Below are 20,255 nucleotides of genomic sequence, written 5' to 3'. Positions count from 1 at the left end.
TGCCCCTCTGCTTGCCTATCTTTTTAATGTTGATTTGCGGATGTGAATCTCTGGCTGAAGGACGATTTTTTTTGCTTCATCCATCTCTTTATTTTCCACCCGATCAATGAGCAGCTGGATCCCCACTCGACCGAATTCAGTGGCTGGCTGAGCAGATACTGTAAAGAAAGGATCAAAATACACCACAGGCTCTACCTCATCAAAGCAAACCACCGATATATCCTTTGGCACGCTTAGCCCCATCTCCCGCAAGGTTCTAATCAAACTCACGGCGATAAAGTTATTCGCTGCAAAGATAGCGGTAGGGCGCTGATCTGGATCAAGACTCCATAAACGTTCGAGAATTTTTTTGGCCTTACCTTCTTGCGCATGCTTATAATCTAATTCCGAAAGATAATGTTCATACTGCTCCAACCCGTTTTTCTCAAGCGTCTCCAAATAACCTCGGGCACGCTCTCTTGCCGTTGACACATTAGATGGTCCATTAATTAAGGAAATATTTCGATGGCCTCCATCAATCAAGTGCTGCACAAGCTGTTGGCTTCCTGCATAACTATCACCAATCACATAATCCCCAGAAAACCCTTCAATGGTTCGGTCAAGCAATACCACTGGAATATCATGCTGCCTCAATCGTTCAATCTGATTAATCGTTGTGTCACTAGTAGGTGCCAACAATACACCATCGACCCTAGCCGAGATCATCATGTCAATATAGTTGATCTCTTTTTGACTGTCTTCATCGGTATTACTAATTAACACACGATAACCTCTCTCTACCGCCATATCTTCTACCCCTCTGGCAATTTTAGAGAAAAAAGGGTTCGTAATATCTGGTAACATGAGCCCTAAGGTCTTCGTTTGGTTCGAGGTAAGGCTTCTTGCTGCTGCATTTGGTATATAACCCAATTCAGCAATGGCCCTCTCCACCTTCTTTCTTGTGGTTGCCTTGATATTAGCCGAGTTATTGATCACTCGGGATACCGTCATCGGTGAAACATTGGCATTCTTCGCAATATCATAAATTGTTACCATATCCATAGCCCCATTCTATGTACGTTATATCCTCAAGGATAGCGATAACATAACGAGATTGCAAGGATTGACTATGATTCTTGTGAATTTCACGTATTTACATAGAATAGAGATAATTTTTATTATATCACTATTTGTTATCGGTAACAATTGAAATGTGCTATCTTATTTTATAACAAATAAACAAAATAGCTTGCTAAAAGATGGAACTATTACCTAGCACAATCATCATGCAGGCGACTGGTTGTACAGCAGATCAACCTGTACGACGGCGCCTTTTTTCTTGCTAAATCATATGTTGTTTTAAAAATTCCATACTCTTATGGATCTGTGCTTCCGATAATCCATGCATAATTAACGGAATATGATCATATCCCTGAGCCAACTGTGCGAGGTAATAATCATAATCAAGAATCCCTTCTCCTGCTGCAACAAAACTCCGTCCTGGTTCGGCAGAGAGATCCTTCGCATGAGAAAGAACCACTTCTTCCCCTAATAAATCAAATCCTTCTTGAATGGTAGCTTGCATTTGATCATATTGATTAAGTTGAAACAAGTTGGCAGCATCCATAATCACCTTCAAGTGAGGCGACTGCATTTGATCCAATATTTTTCTACAACGCGCTGCTGTGTTCACCACATTGGAGGCCTCTGTTTCAATAGCTAGGATAACATCATGCTCTGCTGCAATATCCAAAGCTTGTCTCAAACAATCCGACATATCACGCCAAGCCTCTGGCGTATTATTATCCGGATGCCACCTCCACATATTTTCCTCATCCCTTGTTCCTGTACACAAAGTAATTACGGAGGAACCCATTGATTTGGTCGTTACGGCAAGGCTTTCCAACCGCTCCAAACCAGCCCGTCTCACATTCTCATCAGGATGGGACATATTGAAAGTACCAGAAACTGCGCTAATCGTAATATCATTTTCTTGAGCAGCATCTTTGATTCTTTTGACCATCTCTACCTCAATTTTTTCCGGCATGGTAGAGAGGCCAGCACTTGTTAAATCTAGCTGAATATAATGCAAACCATACGAGTTGATCACTTCCAAGGTCTCTTCTATCGAATCACGTTTGATGGTATCTGTCAGAATACCTAATTCCATTTCGATTCAACCTTTCTATTATATGTTGACGCATTTTTTTCGATGCAATTATCCGCCAAACATCCATGAGCCGCATCCTGTGCAACGAATAGACATTAGCAGAGGCTAAAAAATAAGCCTTGATATATTTTACTTTATCTATCCTATTCTATGTTAAGACTTATACCCCAAATGTATTCCCACCATTAACAGACAGCGATTGTCCTGTGATAAAGTTTGCTTCATCCGCTGCGATAAAGACAATAGCATTTCCAATATCATCAGGCACTCCCATTCTCTGCAACGGGACATTGTTTTGATATTGCGCTAATACATCTGCTGGGGTTTCTGCGTGCTTCTCCACAGGGATAAAACCTGGATTAATTACGTTCACGGTAATTCCAAACGGCCCAAGTTCACTTGCCCATGACCGCGTCATACCCAACTGTGCAGACTTCGCTGTAACGTAATTGGCGAAACGAGCATTACCAAGCTGAACGACCTCACTGCCAATATTGATAATACGACCACTCCGCTTCATCTTCATGCCTGGAAGGACAGCTTTTGTTAGTAATAAAGGCGCCTTCACAAAAAAGCGAAATTGCGCTTCATAATCGGTCCATTCGCTCTCTTCAATCGATAATTGTGGCTGAGCTCCGGTCGCATTATTAACCAAGATATCAATCGTACCACCTGTTTCTTCTCCAATTTGCTTAATAAGCTGGTCTACCGCTTCTTCATCGGTCACATCTGCCTGCACGGCTCTCGCCTCACCGCCATTGTCCCGAATCCACTTCACCGTTTGTTCAGCACTCTCTACATCATTAGCATAATTGACAATGACGGTTGCCCCAGCTGCCGCCAAGGCTCCACTAATACTTTTTCCCAATCCTCTAGAGCCACCAGTTACTAGAGCTAGTTTACCTGTTAAGGAATATGTCATGTTCTACCTCCATTCTCTTTATCTGTTGCCAAACTGCTGATAAAGACGCTTCATCTTATACTCTCCAGTAATAAGTAAATACCTGTGAAGATTAATAATAAGTAAGTCAACACTTGAAAGAATCGCGGGCTCATTTTTTTGAACCACCATTGACCAGCTACTAATCCAATGCCCACCACCGGCAATGCCCATAAACTAGATAACCAAACCGTCTGGTTCGTGCCAGCAAATATGATTTGTACGATCAAACTGGCAAAATAGATAAACAGATAATAGCCCAACGTGGTGGCTCGTAACGTTTCCTTAATCGTATTCGTCCCTGAAAAATAGAGCAATAGCGGTGGACCTGGCATCCCAATACTGGTTGTAAAAGCTCCCGATAAACCACCAATCGCAAGGTCGCGTTTCTTTGTTTGACGCAATCGCCATCTACCAATCAACAACACGGTTAACACTAAAATAATCAAACTAACAGCAAGCTTCAGACCATTGATATCCATAGCCAAGAAAATATATATTCCTAGTAATAAGCCTGGCAGACTCCCTAGCACAAAACGCTTAAGAATCCCCATGTCTATATCTTTTCTGATCTTCGCAATTAAAGCACACGATATGACTAATGACAAAATCAAGTTAATTTGAATCGCTTCCATTGGCTGAAACAATAATAATAGGAATGGTGTCGCTAAAATAGAAAAACCAAAACCTGTACTAGTTTGCAAGATGGAAGCAAGAAAAATAATCACCATAAAAATGAAGAACTCCATATAAACCCGCTTTCCCCATGTTCATTTCCTACTGCCCTATTGTATCATAAGCCTACCTCAAGACGCTTTGTATAACACTTGGAATGTATAACAAACTGTTTGTAAAAACCAAGTGCAGGGCTTGCTGAGTCGCTTCCCTATCACAGAAAAATAAACAAATACACTACATAGAAAACGAAATATTCTAAGCTAATCTGTTCCCAATCGAAAAACAGATATTTTTATGCCTCATCCTGTTCTTCATCTTCTGTATATTCCAATATATCACCCGGCTGGCAACGCAATGTCTTACAAATAGCTTCCAATGTCGAGAATCGTATCGCTTTAACGTTGCCTGTTTTTAATTTAGAAAGATTAACATTGGAAATTCCCGTGATCCTTGCCAAATCATTTAATTTCATTTTCCGCTCAGCTAGCATACGATCTAATCTAACAATAATCGCCATCTTTCATCACACCGTTTCATCCATTTCTTTTTGCAAATAAGTTCCATATTGGAAGATTTGCGCCACAACAAAAAATAATAAACCTGCAATCAGGGCAGAATAACTAATAATCATCGAGAGACTGATACTCACAATTTGAGTTACAAACACGGACATAGCAAGGTTGATAATGAGTTTTCCAAAAATTCCATATAAAAACAAAACAAGGGCTAACCGTTGTAAACATTTCACATTCTGATCAGAGAAAGGGGTACGACCCTCCACAATAGAGGCTAGTATCGTTTTTATTTGCCGAATTCCGTACAAGAGCGGGAGGGAAAAGGTTAATCCGTTAAAAAACACATAGGTAATAAAGGCATGTTTCGCCTCGAAATAATCCTGACCGACAAATAGTAGAATATCAAAAGGAATATATGCACTAAATAACAGATTTCCAACTACTGGTCCATCGATACGCCAAGCATTCACACCCGATTCCGCCTCAAATGCAGAGGCAGGCAGAAACAAAGACCAAATTGCTTCTCCTATGGTATAGACTAAAAACACAAGCGTAAACCACTTGACAACATTGAGTAACGTTATCATTCTTCCAGAACGTTGAGGCAGCAGCTGACTTACTTTTTTCTTAACCATATATAATCATCCTCTTTTCGTTTGTTGATTATTTTGATAATAACGGTTTATTTTATATTATTCAATAAACAATTAACGATAATCATTAATAAAAAGACATGCAAAAAGAAAATAACCTAACCTCCTATGGATCAATATCTATTCCTTAGGCTATTAGAAGGTTAGGTTATTTATAGCTTTTTCTTATTTCGTGAATATTTTTTATTGGAAGATGATTACTTTGTCGTGTAACCATTTATTGCAAACGATATACCATCGTTTAACCACTACTTCATTTCCGCTTCTTTTCTGATTTGTCAATAATAGATGTACCGACCAAGTCACCAGTGACATTCAGCGCTGTACACCCCATTCCAATCAGGGCGTCTACTGCGGTAAGAAGGGCGACTGCTTCCATGGGCAGACCTACCTGCACAAATACGGTAGCAATCATCACAATACCTGCACCTGGAATACCAGCTGTTCCGATCGAGGCTAATGTTCCGATCAATACGACCTGCAGCATTTCTATATAGCTCAACGGATCACCAATAATATTGGCGGCAAATACGGCGGATACGGCAATACGCATGGCAGCTCCATCCATGTTTATCGTTGCACCCAATGGAAGACTAAATCCATAAAGACTTTTGGAAAGTCCCATGTCTCTAGCTGCATTTAATGTCAAGGGGAGAGATCCCGAACTACTTTGTGTAACAAAAGCGGTAATCATCGGCGTACGCGCATGGGTAAAAAATGTTTTCAGTGGTACTTTTGTTAGAAACATGAACATCATATAAAATCCGACCTGAACGATTAATGCAATATAGAGAACGACAACCATACTTCCTAATTCTAGCAATGTATCTGCACCTTGATCACCAACCGTTTCTGCAATGATAGCAAATATACCAACCGGGATATATTGCAATATAACCTTCATAATCTTTAAGGTTGCTTCGTTTAATCCATCTATGACTTGATAAACAGATTCTCCAAGCTCCTTATGGCTTTCAGAAGATCTCAGAGCAGCGATTGCGATCCCGAAAACAAGCGCGGTGAAAATGATTCCCAAAAGATTTAGTTCGCTAAAGGCAGTTACAATATTTTCTGGCACAATATTTAACAGAACACTTGTAATACCAGGATTGTCTGGCACTTCGAATTCCTGATCTGTATCCAGCGTCATCCCTGTCCCTGGAGAAAAAATACTAGCAACTGCAATTCCAACAGCGATGGCTACAGCAGAAGTAAGCAGATAATAGAGAAATACCTTTCCGCCCATCCGTCCTAAATTCCCAATATTTGTTTAATTCACCCCAACGATTAGTGTGAATAAAATGAGCGGGATGATGAGAAAGGTGAGTAAACGAAGCAAAAGATCACCAAATGGCGCTAATACTGCTGCATCCTCTCCAAAAATCAAACCAACACCAACACCTAAAATGAGGGCAATCGATATTTTTAAAATAAGTGGTGCAACGATATAGCCTTGCCAAATCCGCTTCATGAATCGTTCCTCCTCCACTGTATCGTATGTCCTAATAGATTGCTCATTTAACACTTTAATTCATACAAAAATACTATGATTAATCTCTTCTAACATACAAGGTGAGGAATGAAGAGTCAACAGGATTGCTTGCGAAAGTGAGATCGCTAACTTATATAGATTCGACAGATAAGGAAATGTCTAAATGGATCATTCCGTTTTCCACTACTAAGTAGCAGAAAGCTGGTGTGTCTTCAATTTATGCTGCAACTGCTCACTTTCTTTAGAATATCCAATTTTATTAACCAAAAACATAGCTGCACTCATCCCAAAGAAAAGAGCAAGTCCAGGCATAAATGCAACTAATAGCAACATACCTACCAACACGCCCATATGTCCTACGTTGCTTTTCGGAAGCATCCATAGAAGTAAAAAAGCACGCTTCACTTGATGGATAAGTGGCTTATCACGTTCAAAGTATTGCAAAAAATGAACGATACTCAAGAAAATCAAGCCAAGGAAAGCCAAGACAAGCAACCTTATATAAACAGCTTCTATAAAAAGCAAATTCATACTAATCAAACCCGCCATCACACCATATAGAATGCCCGCTCCATTCATTACAAAGAAGGAACGACGAAAAACCTCACGGAAGATTTGAAAGGTCTGTTTAGAAGTGAGCGATTCCTGTTTCCATACACTCAGTAGCGCATATGTAGCAGGAAACACACCAAATACAACCAACCCTGCCAAAGAAAAAATCAGCCATAGCATTTGTAAATAAGCAAACCAATAAATCGTTTGAATAACAATTGCGTATTTAGACAGAAACGTATCCATTTGTCACCTTTCCTTTCTTTATTATCCCTTGACCGATCCATCTACCATCCCTTTCATAATCTGCTCCTGAAAAATAAGATACATCACTATTGTCGGAACAACCGCAATCGTCATAGCAGCCATGGTCAGGGCATAATCCGTACTAAACCCATCCGAAAAAATCGCCAGACTTAATGGCAACGTTTTAAGTGAACTGTCATTAATAAATACCAATGCGAAAACAAATTCATTCCAATAGCGCAGAAATGCCAGGATTGCAACAGTAGACATGGCAGGTACACTTAAAGGCAGCATTACCCGAAAAAATATTCCCCAATAGCCACTGCCATCTATAACCGCAGCTTCTTCTAATTCTTTGGGAATCGTGCCCATATAAGCCATTGTTAAAAAGATGGCAACTGGAAGCTCAAAAGCTGTATAGGGCAGAATGAGTGCCCAATATGTGTCCAGCAAGCCTACCTCGTTCATCATCGTAAACAAAGGCACTAATGTGCTATGCACTGGAATTAACATCCCCAATAAAAAGAATACCATCAAAAAACCTTTGAACTTAAATGAATACCGGGACAATACATATGCCGTTAAAGCACCAAGAAACACTGTTAATATAGTTCCTGCAATGGTCACTATTACCGAATTAATCATTGCTTGACCAAGCCCAGCTACTTCCCAGGCCCGTTGAAAATTCTCCCATTCTATTTTGGTAGGAAAAGAATATGGTTGAGAAAAAAATTCCTCGTTTGTCTTTACTGAGCTAGTGATCAACCAATACAATGGATAAATCATCAGTAACGAAAAAACAGTTAAGAACCCAAACTTCAGAATTTTAAACAAGGATTCTTTAATGAAAACACTAGACGAAGCCTTCTTTTGATAAACTTCTGTACTCATCTAGATACCTCCTCCTGCAGCATCTTTTCTGCGCATGAATATCTGGCTGATGACAATCAAAATCATGCTCAAAATAATTATCATCGTAGATATAGCGGAACCAAAACCATAACGATACACAAGAAAGGTGTTATTGTACATGTAAGTGGCTAAAATTTCAGTAGACTGCGCCGGTCCACCGCCGGTCATGACAAAGACTTGATCAAAGGCCTTCAAACTCCCAGAGATACAAAGGACAATGACCACCTTGATCGTTCCCCACATGTTTGGCAAAATAATATACACTAATTTACGCCAGCCTAATGCCCCATCAAGAATGGCCGCCTCTTCAATTTCTCCAGGAATATTTTGAATCGCCGCTATAAAAATGATTAAGTAGGGGCCAATATAGTTCCAGATAATCGGAACCGAAACGGCATACATATTTACGGATGGGTCAGACAGCCAAGCCCTTGTCCAAGACTCCAATCCAATCGTTCGAAGTACTGTGTTAACTACTCCCAACTCTGGATCAAAGATATAACCCCAAATCAATCCTACTACTACCGTGGAAATGACCATAGGTAAGAAAACGGCAGAACGAACAAAGCGTTGAAACATATTACTTTTTCTTAGTAACAAGGCCAGTCCTAATGCTATTGGCACTTGACCAAGCACAGAGGCAGCAACAATAATCAAATTATTCTTAAAGGCTTTCCAGAAGATAGGGCTTTGAATAACCTCCAAATAATTCTGCAAACCAATAAAAGTAGTATCGCCTAACCCTGTCCATTCAAAAAAGCCGTAGTAAGACGACCAGAAAATTGGAATAATGACAAAGAAACTATAAATGAAAAGGGCCGGGAGTAGTGTTATGGTCAATAAACCCGTTAATTTTACTTTTGATTGCATACGATCCCTTCCTTTCCTTACGAGGCAATTACTATCCAACAGCGGAAACCGTCCACTGTTGGAATTCTTTCATTACTGATTTCCCGCTTCTGCCTGCTGAATGTTCTCCGCAATGGACTCCACATCGCCACCTAACATAATTTCCTGCAAGCCATTATTTACTGCCTCAGCACCCGCCGACGTCATATAAAGATCATAAACTGGTGCAAATTCTACCTCTTGAATCAAATTAAATGCCTCATAAAACAAAGGATTTACTACTTCCCGATCAAGTTCCAAATTATACATAACCATGGAGTCACTTTCCGCAATTGTTTTTTGTGCCTCTTCATTACTCAACGTATAGATAAGATCTAGTGCTATTTCTTTCGCTTCCCCTTCTGTTTTACTATTTAGCAGAAAACCGCCACCTGGCCCACCAGTAATCGTGTTACCAGAACCAGATCCCCCTTCGATTTCAGGTACTGTGGCAATACCGATATTTTCTAAATCTTCCTCCGAAGCAGACGCTACCAAACTGCTAATTGTCCATGATCCATTAATCATCATCGCTGCATTGCCCTGCACAAATTGCTGCTCTGCCTGTGTATTATCCATACTATTAGCTCCATCTGAATAGGCATTATGTGCAACAAGTTCCTCAAAGTATCCTAATGCCTCAATGAATTCAGGATCCGTAAAACTGGCTCCATCTTGATTAACAGCGTTCATAAACCAATCCGTTCCTGTCACCCGATCAGCAATCGCACCGAATGTCGTAGATTGTGCCACCCAAGGTGCTTTATTCCCCATAGCAATTGGGGTAATATCCTTTTCATTAAAATAATCAATGGTGGAGATAAGTTCTTCCCATGTTTGTGGAACCTCTATATCGTGCTCTTCAAACAAATCACGATTATAATATAAGAACGAGGTAGCTGACATAGCAACTGGTGCCGAGTACAGTTCTCCATCATAGTCATACGGATCTAAAGCACCAGCCAAGAAACCATCACGCCATTCCGGATTCTCCTCAAATAAAGAATCAATCGGCTGGATTAAATCATTCTCCTGAAATTCATCCGTAAAACTACCAGCATACGTTAAAAAAATATCTGGTAATTCATCAGCAGCTGCAACTGTACTTATTCGCTGGCGATAACCGTCCACTGGAATAGCCTGTTCATCAATCGCTACGTTAGGGTTATCCTCTTCAAATTGAGCAATCATTTCTCGCACCGATTTTGCCCGCAAATCATCGCCAGCAAAGTTATGCCAAATCGATAAGGTTACATTATCAGAATCAGTGTTATTACCACCGCTTTCTTCATCTGATTCTCCACATCCTGCCAAGATCAGTAAAAGCATAACAAACCATAAAAGCATCCTTTTCATTATGAACCACTCCTTTTTCTTTGCTTATCTCTAGTTTATAATAGCGCTTACATTTTAATAAGGTAGGGATTTAACAGGTGAGGGGTGACAAATCACAGATATTATTTTCTGCATATGTTTATCAGTACGCAAAGACACAGAAAAGGAATCACACGGGTAGCAATTATAAATGCCCAAACATGGAAGGGTCCGGGCATGATTAAACACAGCATTGTATTTATACTACTGAATCTTGCTCCGATAACGAGTTGGTGTCATTTGATAAAAGCGTTTGAATATCTTTGTGAAATATTTACTATCCTTATATCCTACTAATTCTGTAATTTCTTTTACACTAATGGATGTATACTGCAAATATTCTGCCGCCTTGTGAATACGTAATTCTGTTAAAAGCTCCATATAGGCTTTGCCTGTCTTCTTACGGATCACTTCACTAAGATAGTTTGGGTGCACTGGGATAGTCTCAGCAACTTCCCTTAATGAGAGCGGCTCTCCTAAATGGTTCTCCATATAAGACATCGCATATTCTACATAGTCAGTCCGTTTATGGTAATCCGACCTAAAGTTGGACATAATCATAGATAATCGTACAAACAATTCTTGCTTTGGTTGTTGGAACCACTGTTGGAACGGTGGAATCGATTCGTACTTTTCCGGCTGTTTTTCCTCGACGAATTGATTCATAGAACGGATGCTTTCAATATATAAATGTTGAACGTAGAATTGAATAGATTCTGGTGTTGCCTCGGGATGATTCATTAACCAACCCACAAAATCCTCAATCCATTGTCGAAGCTTTTCTTCATCCCCCTCTTTCAAACAGTGAAGGAGTTCTTCTTTATGTATCACCATCCGCTCTGTATAAGGAATACCATGCCTATTTGTAATATTCTTCTCGGTAATCATTCGATCGTTTAGCAGGATCCTTTGATAGGGCAAAAAAGAAAGTAATTGCTGATATAATGCTGGCAATTGATTTAAAGAACTAACTACCGTGCTCATCATCATTGGTTTGTGATAGATCTCATGTATTTTTCGGGAAGCAATTTGCAAAAGATAATCATCTTTGAGATACTCTTTTCGTCTCACCAATATCAATATTTGATTATAATAGATAAACCATTTGCCCTCGATATAACTATTCCATAATTTCTCGCTGGCTTGAAGTTGATGAGGGTCTTCATCCACATCTATCATCAGAAGTTGATAGGGAGGATTTTCTAAAAATGGCATTGCTTCAACGAACGAACGATAATCCCAAGTCGTGGATCGATTAGAGATCGCCTCTTTCAATAATTCAATAACCATACGCTCTCCCTCTGACTCTTTTAACTGATCGTATTCCCTTACTCTTTCCAGTCTAGACTTGGCACGGTTAACAGCCGCAATGATCTCATCAGGGGAGCTCGTTTTTAATAAGTAATCACAGACACTTTGTCGGATAGCCTCTTGGGTATATTCAAAATCATCATAACCGGTCAACAGAATAGACTCGACCGGATAATGCTGTTTAGTAATATACGAGACTAATTCTAGTCCTGTCATTCCCTTCATCCGAATGTCTGTGATCAAAATATCTGGAATCACGCCCTCCTCTAATTGCTGGATCACTTCCTCTGCAGAAGAAGCGGGAGGTAATAAACGAAAACCATAGTCATCCCAAGGAATGACGTTAGACATGCCCTCTCTGATAATCACTTCATCATCTGCAATTAATACCTTCATTCTCTCACCCCTTGTATAGGAATAGAAAAATAAACTACCGTTCCCCCTTGCTGCTTACTATCAATTTGCAGGCCCGATCTGATACCATAATGTAAGATTAACCGTAAATTGACATTTCGCAACCCATAATTTTTCCCAACAACGACTTCGGTCTCCTGATCCTCTTTAAATTGCTGTTTTATTTGATCTAATGATTCCGTTGATATCCCCGTTCCATTGTCCCTCACCACAAAAAATAAATTGCTTCCCTCTTTCCTAATGGCCAGTTCAATATTACCATCATAATCATCAACAGAAAAAAATCCGTGTGTGATACTATTTTCAATTAAGGGCTGTAATACTAATTTTAGCATGGCATATTGTTTTACTTCTTCCGGAATGTCTAAATGGAGTTGAAAGCTATTCGGATAACGTATTTTTAATATTTCTAAATAATGAACAAGGTTTCCTACCTCTTGCTCCACCGTGCAATACTCATTTCCTTTATTTAAACTAAACCGTAAAAAACTGCTTAAATGGGAAACGACCTTTGCAATATCATTTGATTTGGTGCTCAAAGCAATCCAATGCACAGATGCCAATGTATTATATAGAAAATGTGGATTGATTTGCGATTGCAACGCTTGCATATCAACCGTTCGCTTCAACGACTCATTCTTCCTCACTTCATCCATTAGCATCGCAATTCTCGCATTCAGGTCATTATAACTAGTAATTAAATCACCAATTTCATTATCCTCATTAGAAATAACCGCTTTCATTTTCTCGCCTGGTGTTGATTTTTGAATAGAATCTTTTAAAGAAGTTAAAGGTTTAAATACCTTTGCGATGAAAAAAATAACCAAACTGGTAATTAATATCACAGCCAAAATGACGGCATAAATAGTTAACCACAAGACATAACGGTTCTGTGAACTATACTCCTGAAATGGAATGACCTGCACCAAACTCCAGTTGACTTCTGGCAAATTCCTAGTGAATACAGTTGCCTTTTGTTTAGCTGATTCATAGATAAAGCTATCTTTATTAGTCCATTTTTGTACTTGTTCGCTCAGTGTCCTAACGTCTAAATCCGCAGTTGCCTCTTGTTTATTTGCTGCCAATACCTTCTCTTCATTCATAATTAATACCGAGCCATTCCACTCCAGATCAATCGAATTTAAATACTCGGCAAGGACTTCTTGGCTAAGACTTATCGTGAGGTAACCTAACAATCGAAAATTATGTGTGCTTCTTACCGGGCGAATCAAGGTAATCATATCCCTTTTTCCATCTAACGTATCGTTTCTTTCTTTCACTGACCACCAATTTCCCTCTGCCATATCCTCCTTATCCAACTCCGGCTCTGTTGTTGTTATGGATGTAGCGATGCGCTCATTATTATTGATAGGAGTAATGACAATGTTTTCTATGTAGCGTTTAGAAAAAGCGAGATTTGAAAGAAAACCAGATATTTCCCTTCGTTCCGCATACAAATCACCTTCGTGGCTCAAATAATCCTGAACGGCTTGGTGACCAATCAAAAATACGGATATATTCTCAATATCATCAATTATAAATGTCATCGTATCTTCTAGTTGATTAATGGAACCTTGACCAGAGACAACTGCACGCTCTTTTGAGACTTGTACTGTCATAAAATAGGAAAATAGGCCAAGTAATCCGACTGGGATTAATACTACTACTAAGATAAAGACAGTGAGCTGATTTTTTAAAGAACGATGAAACCATTTTTTCATACTATATAAATCCTTTTTGTAGAGCCATGCTATCGCCTGCTTTCTAACAAGTTTACATCCTGTCACATAGTTTACCATATTTCTTAATGACCGTTACTCCATTTTCTGAGCTCAAAACCCGAGTCGTATAAAATACCATCTGTAACGTCCCCATTGACAACAGTCTGCCTTCAGCTTTCCACTCGATCACAAACCCTATTTCTCCCCAGATGCTTTGCTTGATAGAGACACTCATCTGCCATACGGACAATACGCACCGGATCATTTACGGTATCTGGATAGGTGGCAACCCCAATAGAAATGGTGATCTTAATGGAAAAAGCGGAGGATATAGCAAAAGAATGAGATTCAACATTACTGCGTATAAGCTCGGCCGTTGCTAAAGCCTGTTGATGTGGACAATTCGGCAAAATAATCGAAAACTCCTCACCTCCATTGCGAGAAACTACATCCAGTGAACGTGTCGCATTTTTAAAAATCACACCTAGTTCTGTCAAAATATAGTTTCCCGCTGCATGACCATAAGTATCATTCACCTGCTTAAAGTAATCCACATCCAAGACCAACAGCGATAATTGTTCGCCATTCTCTCGAGCATGACTTGCTAGTCTATTCCAAAGCGCAGCAAATTGACGTACATTATTTAATCCAGTCAGAAAATCCGTTGCCGATTCTTGTTCATATTTCATTAACAGGTATTGCGTTTGTTGAATATACTTCATGAAGAAAACGGCTGTCCAACCACAAATAAAAGACACTATCCAATAGACAGGCATAAACTGAGCTAAAAGCATCCCATCTTGAATGAGCGCAGACATGATAATCGTAAATATTAGATTAGAATACAAAATCATCAGCAGCGCTTTTTTATAAGATTGCTGGTTTGGTTCGTACCATCGATTGATCAGAATAAATCCTGTTACTAAGGCTATCATTAAGATAAGCGAGGCAACAGAGGAAGTAGTCATCCCTAGTGTAAACCTTCCTAAGATAATTAGTATCGTACTAATAACAGCGGGATAAGGACCGATAAACATCACTACCAACAGTACTGGTATAAAACGTAAATCCACTAAGGTATCGCCTAACACCTCAATGGAAAAATTCATTAAGATAAACCCCATCAAACCACCAACAGCCCCATCTATAATACTCAATTGAAAGTAAGGCTTGTCTTGCCAGTTCAATTTCCACCTGATTTGTAAGTAGATAAAAAGGAGGGCAATAATGATACATAGGTTAATGAAAAAATCACTAATCACCGCCAACATTAAGTCCTCCTCCTTTCTTTTTCTATCCTAGAGTCAGATTGCTATCAGCAGGTTGAAATGAACAATCTCCTCCCCTATTGTAACCTACTTTTAGCAAAATTCGCAGGTGAAATACGGAATTTCTAGCAGTTTTCCATCACCGTACTTGCACATAGCTATCCACCAATTCTTCCTTTTCTAACCTACATAAAAACTCCTACGAGCATATCAATTAACCGGACTGTTAGGGGAAAACTTCATGGAATATTGGTTATTGAAATCAAAAAAAGAACCATAGTAAAGAATTTTTTATTTTTTTTCTTTTTACGTTTAATTTCGCTTCACCAAAATCTCTTTATCTCATATAGCAGAAAACACAGATTGTTATAAAAAAAAGAGGTGCTCAACTTAAAAGACTGAACTATCCTCTCTCAAAACATTGCCCCTGTTTCCAATATTTTATTCATCTTTTCGTATATTAGACAATGATCTTCCAAGTATTTTCACATCAATCATACGCTCATCCTTACTTACTCTTCACCAACAATTCGATCGCCTCGTTGATCATTTCTTGGGAAGAAGCTCCTTCTTGATCCGCTTCTCTCACACATTCAACCAAATTCTCACTTATAATCACACCCATCAGCCGCTGCAAGGATCCCTTCGAGGCGCTTAGCTGGGTAACTACTTCTTTGCAATCTTGTTCTTCTTCCATCATTTTGATTACACCATTCAATTGCCCCTGTACACGTTTGATACGATTAATCATTTTTTGATTATACTCCATTGCTACATTCTCCTTTTTTATTCTGTAAAGCAAATATACTGGATTTCTGCAACCACGTCAAATACCTAATGGGGTATTTGACAAAATGATTTCTTTATATTAATATACCCCTATAGGTATTTTAGAAGGAGGATATAATGAAGTTAAAAACCATTCCGATTCAGGATTTTAGTAAAGAAGACTTAGAATGCTTAGGGGCAAATAACCAATTGCTTGATGTACGCGAGGAGGAAGAATATCGACTTGGCCATATCAAAGGAGCCATTTCTGTTCCTTTATCCACCATCGAACAAACACACCCGACTGAGCCAAAATCATACTACATCTACTGTAAGTCAGGAAACCGCAGTAAGCAGGCCGGAGAATTTTTAGCCGATCAAGGTCTCGATGTCGTCAACTTGGATGGAGGTTATAGCTCTTTTAGCGCCGACGATCACAAACAGGTAAACGAGAAATCGTCCGTTCAATCCCAGCGAAAAAAACTTAATTATAGCGGCATGCAGTGCCCCGGACCGATTGTAAATGTCAACCGGGAAATACAACTGCTTAACATAGGCGAACAACTAGAGGTGACCGTCACCGATGTCGGTTTCGCCAGCGATGTTCAAAGCTGGGCACAGCAAACGGGACACGCATTAGTAGATCTGCAACATGACGAAACCCAGGTCACCGCCGTTATCCAAAAAAATGAGGGGAAACCTCAGGATCCACAGATTTCCAAAAACGGAACGACGATTGTACTGTTTAGCGGGGACTTGGATAAGGCCTTAGCCGCGATGATAATTGCCAATGGAGCCAGGGCAGCCGGGAAGGATGTATCAATCTTTTTCACCTTCTGGGGGCTTAATGCTTTGAAGAAACGAAAAAAATCACAAGTAAGAAAAACAGGCATGGCCAAATGGTTTGATAAATTTTTACCAAAAACACCTGCACACATGCCGATCTCTAAGCTCAATATGCTTGGTATCGGAAATAAAATGATGCAAGCTATGATGAGAAAGAAAAATGTCGATAGCCTACCTGCCCTAATCGATCAAGCGATTGAACAAGATGTTACATTAATCGCCTGCACGATGAGCATGGATGTAATGGGCATCACGCAAGAAGAATTACGTCCAGAGATACAATTAGGTGGAGTAGGTACTTATATAGGGCACACACAGCACGCGGATCACCACTTATTTATTTAAAAAGGGGAGCTAATGATGTTTTTTAAACAATTCTATGATCAATATTTATCACAGATGTCTTATTTAGTTGGTTGTCAACGAACAGGTGAGGCGATTATTATTGACCCCATTAGGAATGTCACACCTTATATAGAGGTTGCGGAGCAAGAAGGATTGCGGATTACCCATGTCACCGAGACACATATTCATGCCGATTTTGCCTCAGGACTTCGTGATGTGTCCCATCAACTGGGAGCGCACATGTTTATCTCTGGAGAAGGCGATCAAGCATTAAGTTATAACCATTTACCAGGACCCGCGACGCGTGTAAAGGACGGTGATATCATTAAAGTAGGCAATGTTGAACTGCAAGTGTGGCATACACCAGGTCATACCCCGGAGAGTATCAGTTTTGTTTTAACGGATGTTGGAGGCGGAGCAGATGTACCAATGGGGATATTTACAGGAGACTTTCTATTTGTCGGATCGATTGGTCGCCCTGACTTATTAGAAAAATCTGTCCAAATCGCCGGTTCTACAGAAATTGGTGCTAAGCAGATGTTCCAATCTATTCAACGCGTGAAGGCATTGCCAAATCACCTGCAAATCTGGCCTGGTCATGGGGCAGGAAGCCCGTGTGGGAAATCATTAGGTGCTGTTCCTATGTCTACATTAGGATATGAGAAACAAACCAACTGGGCCCTCCAAGAACGTGATGAGCAATCCTTTATCGAAGAATTAACAGCAGATCAACCAGCACCACCCCATCACTTTGCCAATATGAAGGAGCTTAATCAAAATGGGCATCGCCTTTTCCAGCCATATCAGGTATACCCCTTGCAAGTAGATGATCGCAAGGAGTTAATGTTCGATATTCGCTCACGTACTGCTTATCACGGCGGCCATCTACGCGGCAGTATCAATATTCCATTTGATAAAAACTTTATTAATCAAATCGGTTGGTATCTCGATTATGATCAACCGGCTGTTCTTATCGGTGAAAGTTGGCAGGTGCAAGAAGCTGCACATGTATTACAATTGATCGGATTTGATCAAGTCAAGGGCTACCTACCACCCAAAGATGAAGTCATCACCCAACATGTACACAGTCGTGACATCACTGGTGACGAAGGGAATGTGTTAGATGTCCGCAATGAAACAGAATGGGCAGATGGACACTTGCCACAAGCACATCACCTGCCACATGGACAATTATTAAATCAGCCCGTACCTTTTGATAAACAGGAGCCGATTTATGTACATTGCCAATCGGGTGTAAGAAGTTCGATCGCAGTAGGCCTCTTAGAACGAAAAGGGTTTGAACATATTGTACATGTAAAGGAAGGATATCAAGGGATTTAAGTATAGTCCATTCGTGGTAAACTTCCAGACCATCATAACCCCTGTGCCAATTAACCTTGATACAGGGGTATTTATGTTGTGGTATTTCTTAAATAACATCTACAACACAGGTGTCAACGCGGGTTGTTCGGACAACACCTTTAAAATATTCTCGGCCGATAGCTTGGCCATATTATTACGCGTTTCGATCGTTGCATTTCCGATATGCGGTGTGATAACCAGATTGTCCATTGACTTAAGCTCTGCCGTAATCTCTGGTTCAAACTCAAACACATCCAACGCCGCTCCTGCAATACCTTCTTCCTTCAGTATTTCGGCAAGGTCCACTTCTTTTACCACTGGCCCCCTTGATAAGTTAAGAAAGTATGCCGTTTCTTTCATTTGTTCAAATTCTTTTTTCGTAAAGAGATGATGCGTATCTTCTGTATAAGCTGAATGGACAGTAATGACATCACTTGTCTCCAAAAGCTCAGCAAAGGATAGATAGGTGGCGTTATATCTTTCCTCTATTTCTTGAGGCTTACGTGTACGACCTGTATAATATATATCCATACCAAATGCCTGCGCTCGCTTAGCTACCGCTTGACCGATTTTGCCAAAACCTACAATTCCCAGCTTCTTATTCGTTAATTCCCTTCCTAAGAAAAACAGCGGTGCCCAGCCGTTAAATCCTTTAGTTCTGCATAATTGATCACCTTCTGGAATACGACGCATTAAGCTGATCATCAAACCAAGTGCTAATTCTGCGGTCGCCTCTGTGGAAACCTTTGGCGTATTAGTCACTATAATACCCCTTTCCTTTGCCGCTGCTATATCAATATTGTCAAAACCAGCCCCAAAGTTGGCTATTACCTTTAGACTCGGAGCTGCTTCCATTACTTGTCGCGTTATCTTTGTCGATAATGGCGTCAATAGTGCTTCTACATCTTGCACCCGTTCGAGTAATTCTGTCTCCGTTATCAATTCTTCGCCTGTGTACACATCGAAATCATGACCATCAAGCAATGCATAGCCTACCTCAGGGATTTTCCCTGAAATAAAAATATTCGCCATTACGTAAACCCCTTTCTATGAGTTATTAACTACCAACGGACCAGTATGAAAAATACCTCCCCAACCCTTGATGGTATCCGTTTCTTGACCCATCATCCGTAAACACTGCCACAATAAAGTATTGATCGTATCATAAATAATAATGCCGTATTTTTTTTCGTAATAATCCACTTTTGTAATACCAGGAAAATTCGTACATACCATACTAATACCATCTACTTGCTCTTCGGCCACTTCTTGAATCATCGCTTCAATCTTTTCATCGGCGACTTGACTGAAGGAGCGGTTGACCGTCTGTCCTAGTCCTCTCGCTTGTAAGGTTTCTATATCGCAATATTGTTGATATTGTTCAGCAATCAAGGTATTAATCTCTGAAATATAGGGAGTTACCAGGTGAATATTTTTGATATTATGAGCTTTAAATGCCTCTACCTGAGATAACATCGATGTTGTAGCTGGAATTCCCGTTCTTTCTTCAATTTTTTTGCATAGCTTCACATCAACATCGAATCCCAGCCAGCCGCCAGATGTACCATTCCAGGCAATGACATCCACCTCCGCATGTGCCAGTAATTCCGCAGCCTGCAACATCGGCTCAAAATCGAATTGAGCTAATGCCTCATCCTCCAGTGAGATTTTGGTCACTTCAAAACGAGAAAAGTGACAGGTTACATTGGGTAATTCACGTACCATTTCCATACAAATTGGCTCTAACACCGTATTGGATGATGGTGTCAGCATCCCTATCTTCTTAGGTTCTGTTCTCATTATTTTCTGCCCCCTTATTTT

At 40.0% G+C, this 20,255-nt stretch carries 18 protein-coding genes and 1 pseudogene; 2 read left to right on the top strand and 17 right to left on the bottom strand.

The genetic code is table 11. The features are described 5' to 3' along the window. Window positions 1-15 precede the first annotated feature (15 nt). The 15 genes and pseudogenes from BN6556_RS08375 to cstR form a co-directional block, all read right to left on the bottom strand. A complete protein-coding gene (locus BN6556_RS08375) occupies window positions 16-1,035 on the bottom strand; it encodes a LacI family DNA-binding transcriptional regulator (RefSeq protein WP_066189677.1) in 1,020 nt (339 codons plus the stop codon). A gap of 286 nt (window positions 1,036-1,321) precedes the next feature. Continuing rightward, window positions 1,322-2,149, bottom strand: a complete 828-nt coding sequence (locus BN6556_RS08370) for a sugar phosphate isomerase/epimerase family protein (protein WP_066189674.1) — start codon at window positions 2,147-2,149, stop codon at window positions 1,322-1,324. 160 nt (window positions 2,150-2,309) lie between these two features. Then, window positions 2,310-3,071: an SDR family NAD(P)-dependent oxidoreductase gene (locus BN6556_RS08365; RefSeq protein ID WP_066189669.1), complete on the bottom strand. Its 762-nt coding sequence runs from the start codon at window positions 3,069-3,071 to the stop codon at window positions 2,310-2,312. 50 nt (window positions 3,072-3,121) lie between these two features. After that, entirely contained in the window at window positions 3,122-3,838 is a 717-nt protein-coding gene (locus tag BN6556_RS08360) for a sulfite exporter TauE/SafE family protein (protein WP_066189665.1), read from the bottom strand. 221 nt (window positions 3,839-4,059) lie between these two features. After that, entirely contained in the window at window positions 4,060-4,284 is a 225-nt protein-coding gene (locus BN6556_RS08355; protein ID WP_066189662.1) for a helix-turn-helix domain-containing protein, read from the bottom strand. Window positions 4,285-4,290: 6 nt separating this feature from the next. Then, window positions 4,291-4,917 (bottom strand): DUF2975 domain-containing protein, encoded by a 627-nt coding sequence (locus BN6556_RS08350; protein WP_066189658.1) that lies wholly within the window; start codon window positions 4,915-4,917, stop codon window positions 4,291-4,293. A gap of 271 nt (window positions 4,918-5,188) precedes the next feature. After that, window positions 5,189-6,406, bottom strand: a pseudogene (locus tag BN6556_RS08345) (dicarboxylate/amino acid:cation symporter). Window positions 6,407-6,613: 207 nt separating this feature from the next. Beyond that, the gene (locus BN6556_RS08340) at window positions 6,614-7,225 is read right to left on the bottom strand and encodes a DUF624 domain-containing protein (protein WP_066189655.1); all 612 of its coding nucleotides are present in this window, start codon (window positions 7,223-7,225) and stop codon (window positions 6,614-6,616) included. 21 nt (window positions 7,226-7,246) lie between these two features. Then, window positions 7,247-8,116: a carbohydrate ABC transporter permease gene (locus BN6556_RS08335; RefSeq protein ID WP_066189652.1), complete on the bottom strand. Its 870-nt coding sequence runs from the start codon at window positions 8,114-8,116 to the stop codon at window positions 7,247-7,249. Next, window positions 8,117-9,007, bottom strand: a complete 891-nt coding sequence (locus BN6556_RS08330; protein WP_066189648.1) for a carbohydrate ABC transporter permease — start codon at window positions 9,005-9,007, stop codon at window positions 8,117-8,119. 72 nt (window positions 9,008-9,079) lie between these two features. Beyond that, the gene (locus tag BN6556_RS08325) at window positions 9,080-10,381 is read right to left on the bottom strand and encodes an extracellular solute-binding protein (protein ID WP_066189647.1); all 1,302 of its coding nucleotides are present in this window, start codon (window positions 10,379-10,381) and stop codon (window positions 9,080-9,082) included. A 222-nt stretch (window positions 10,382-10,603) separates the two neighbouring features. Beyond that, the gene (locus BN6556_RS08320; protein ID WP_066189646.1) at window positions 10,604-12,106 is read right to left on the bottom strand and encodes a response regulator; all 1,503 of its coding nucleotides are present in this window, start codon (window positions 12,104-12,106) and stop codon (window positions 10,604-10,606) included. Then, a complete protein-coding gene (locus BN6556_RS08315; protein ID WP_066189642.1) occupies window positions 12,103-13,845 on the bottom strand; it encodes a sensor histidine kinase in 1,743 nt (580 codons plus the stop codon). The genes BN6556_RS08320 and BN6556_RS08315 overlap by 4 nt, the downstream gene beginning before the upstream one ends. A 170-nt stretch (window positions 13,846-14,015) precedes the next feature. Beyond that, window positions 14,016-15,116, bottom strand: coding sequence for a GGDEF domain-containing protein (locus tag BN6556_RS08310; RefSeq protein ID WP_066189640.1), 1,101 nt, complete (start codon window positions 15,114-15,116; stop codon window positions 14,016-14,018). A gap of 505 nt (window positions 15,117-15,621) precedes the next feature. Continuing rightward, window positions 15,622-15,882 carry a persulfide-sensing transcriptional repressor CstR gene (cstR, locus tag BN6556_RS08305; RefSeq protein WP_066189638.1) on the bottom strand — a complete coding sequence of 87 codons (261 nt, stop codon included), beginning with the start codon at window positions 15,880-15,882 and terminating at the stop codon, window positions 15,622-15,624. 134 nt (window positions 15,883-16,016) lie between these two features. On the opposite strand from cstR, the gene BN6556_RS08300 reads away from it, so the two are divergent. Beyond that, the gene (locus tag BN6556_RS08300; RefSeq protein ID WP_066189635.1) at window positions 16,017-17,072 is read left to right on the top strand and encodes a DsrE/DsrF/DrsH-like family protein; all 1,056 of its coding nucleotides are present in this window, start codon (window positions 16,017-16,019) and stop codon (window positions 17,070-17,072) included. A gap of 15 nt (window positions 17,073-17,087) precedes the next feature. Beyond that, complete coding sequence (gene cstB, locus BN6556_RS08295) at window positions 17,088-18,413, top strand: persulfide dioxygenase-sulfurtransferase CstB (protein WP_066189633.1); 1,326 nt, start codon at window positions 17,088-17,090, stop codon at window positions 18,411-18,413. A 99-nt stretch (window positions 18,414-18,512) separates the two neighbouring features. Here the strand turns inward: cstB and BN6556_RS08290 are convergent, their stop codons facing one another. Then, window positions 18,513-19,466 (bottom strand): 2-hydroxyacid dehydrogenase family protein, encoded by a 954-nt coding sequence (locus BN6556_RS08290; protein ID WP_066189631.1) that lies wholly within the window; start codon window positions 19,464-19,466, stop codon window positions 18,513-18,515. Window positions 19,467-19,481: 15 nt separating this feature from the next. Continuing rightward, complete coding sequence (locus tag BN6556_RS08285; protein WP_066189629.1) at window positions 19,482-20,234, bottom strand: maleate cis-trans isomerase family protein; 753 nt, start codon at window positions 20,232-20,234, stop codon at window positions 19,482-19,484. Between the last annotated feature and the right edge of the window lie 21 nt (window positions 20,235-20,255).

The organism is Gracilibacillus timonensis, assembly GCF_900086715.1.
Classification (GTDB): Bacteria; Bacillota; Bacilli; order Bacillales; family Amphibacillaceae; genus Gracilibacillus; species Gracilibacillus timonensis.
The sequence above is the reverse complement of the archived record's forward strand: the minus strand, read 5'-3'. Positions and strand labels throughout refer to the sequence as shown.

Coding starts and splice junctions, on each gene's coding strand:
- BN6556_RS08375 (WP_066189677.1), bottom strand. CDS start 1,035: ATGGTAACAATTTATGATATTGCGAAGAATGCCAATGTTTCACCGATG.
- BN6556_RS08370 (WP_066189674.1), bottom strand. CDS start 2,149: ATGGAATTAGGTATTCTGACAGATACCATCAAACGTGATTCGATAGAA.
- BN6556_RS08365 (WP_066189669.1), bottom strand. CDS start 3,071: ATGACATATTCCTTAACAGGTAAACTAGCTCTAGTAACTGGTGGCTCT.
- BN6556_RS08360 (WP_066189665.1), bottom strand. CDS start 3,838: ATGGAGTTCTTCATTTTTATGGTGATTATTTTTCTTGCTTCCATCTTG.
- BN6556_RS08355 (WP_066189662.1), bottom strand. CDS start 4,284: ATGGCGATTATTGTTAGATTAGATCGTATGCTAGCTGAGCGGAAAATG.
- BN6556_RS08350 (WP_066189658.1), bottom strand. CDS start 4,917: ATGGTTAAGAAAAAAGTAAGTCAGCTGCTGCCTCAACGTTCTGGAAGA.
- BN6556_RS08340 (WP_066189655.1), bottom strand. CDS start 7,225: ATGGATACGTTTCTGTCTAAATACGCAATTGTTATTCAAACGATTTAT.
- BN6556_RS08335 (WP_066189652.1), bottom strand. CDS start 8,116: ATGAGTACAGAAGTTTATCAAAAGAAGGCTTCGTCTAGTGTTTTCATT.
- BN6556_RS08330 (WP_066189648.1), bottom strand. CDS start 9,007: ATGCAATCAAAAGTAAAATTAACGGGTTTATTGACCATAACACTACTC.
- BN6556_RS08325 (WP_066189647.1), bottom strand. CDS start 10,381: ATGAAAAGGATGCTTTTATGGTTTGTTATGCTTTTACTGATCTTGGCA.
- BN6556_RS08320 (WP_066189646.1), bottom strand. CDS start 12,106: ATGAAGGTATTAATTGCAGATGATGAAGTGATTATCAGAGAGGGCATG.
- BN6556_RS08315 (WP_066189642.1), bottom strand. CDS start 13,845: ATGAAAAAATGGTTTCATCGTTCTTTAAAAAATCAGCTCACTGTCTTT.
- BN6556_RS08310 (WP_066189640.1), bottom strand. CDS start 15,116: ATGTTGGCGGTGATTAGTGATTTTTTCATTAACCTATGTATCATTATT.
- cstR (WP_066189638.1), bottom strand. CDS start 15,882: ATGGAGTATAATCAAAAAATGATTAATCGTATCAAACGTGTACAGGGG.
- cstB (WP_066189633.1), top strand. CDS start 17,088: ATGTTTTTTAAACAATTCTATGATCAATATTTATCACAGATGTCTTAT.
- BN6556_RS08290 (WP_066189631.1), bottom strand. CDS start 19,466: ATGGCGAATATTTTTATTTCAGGGAAAATCCCTGAGGTAGGCTATGCA.
- BN6556_RS08285 (WP_066189629.1), bottom strand. CDS start 20,234: ATGAGAACAGAACCTAAGAAGATAGGGATGCTGACACCATCATCCAAT.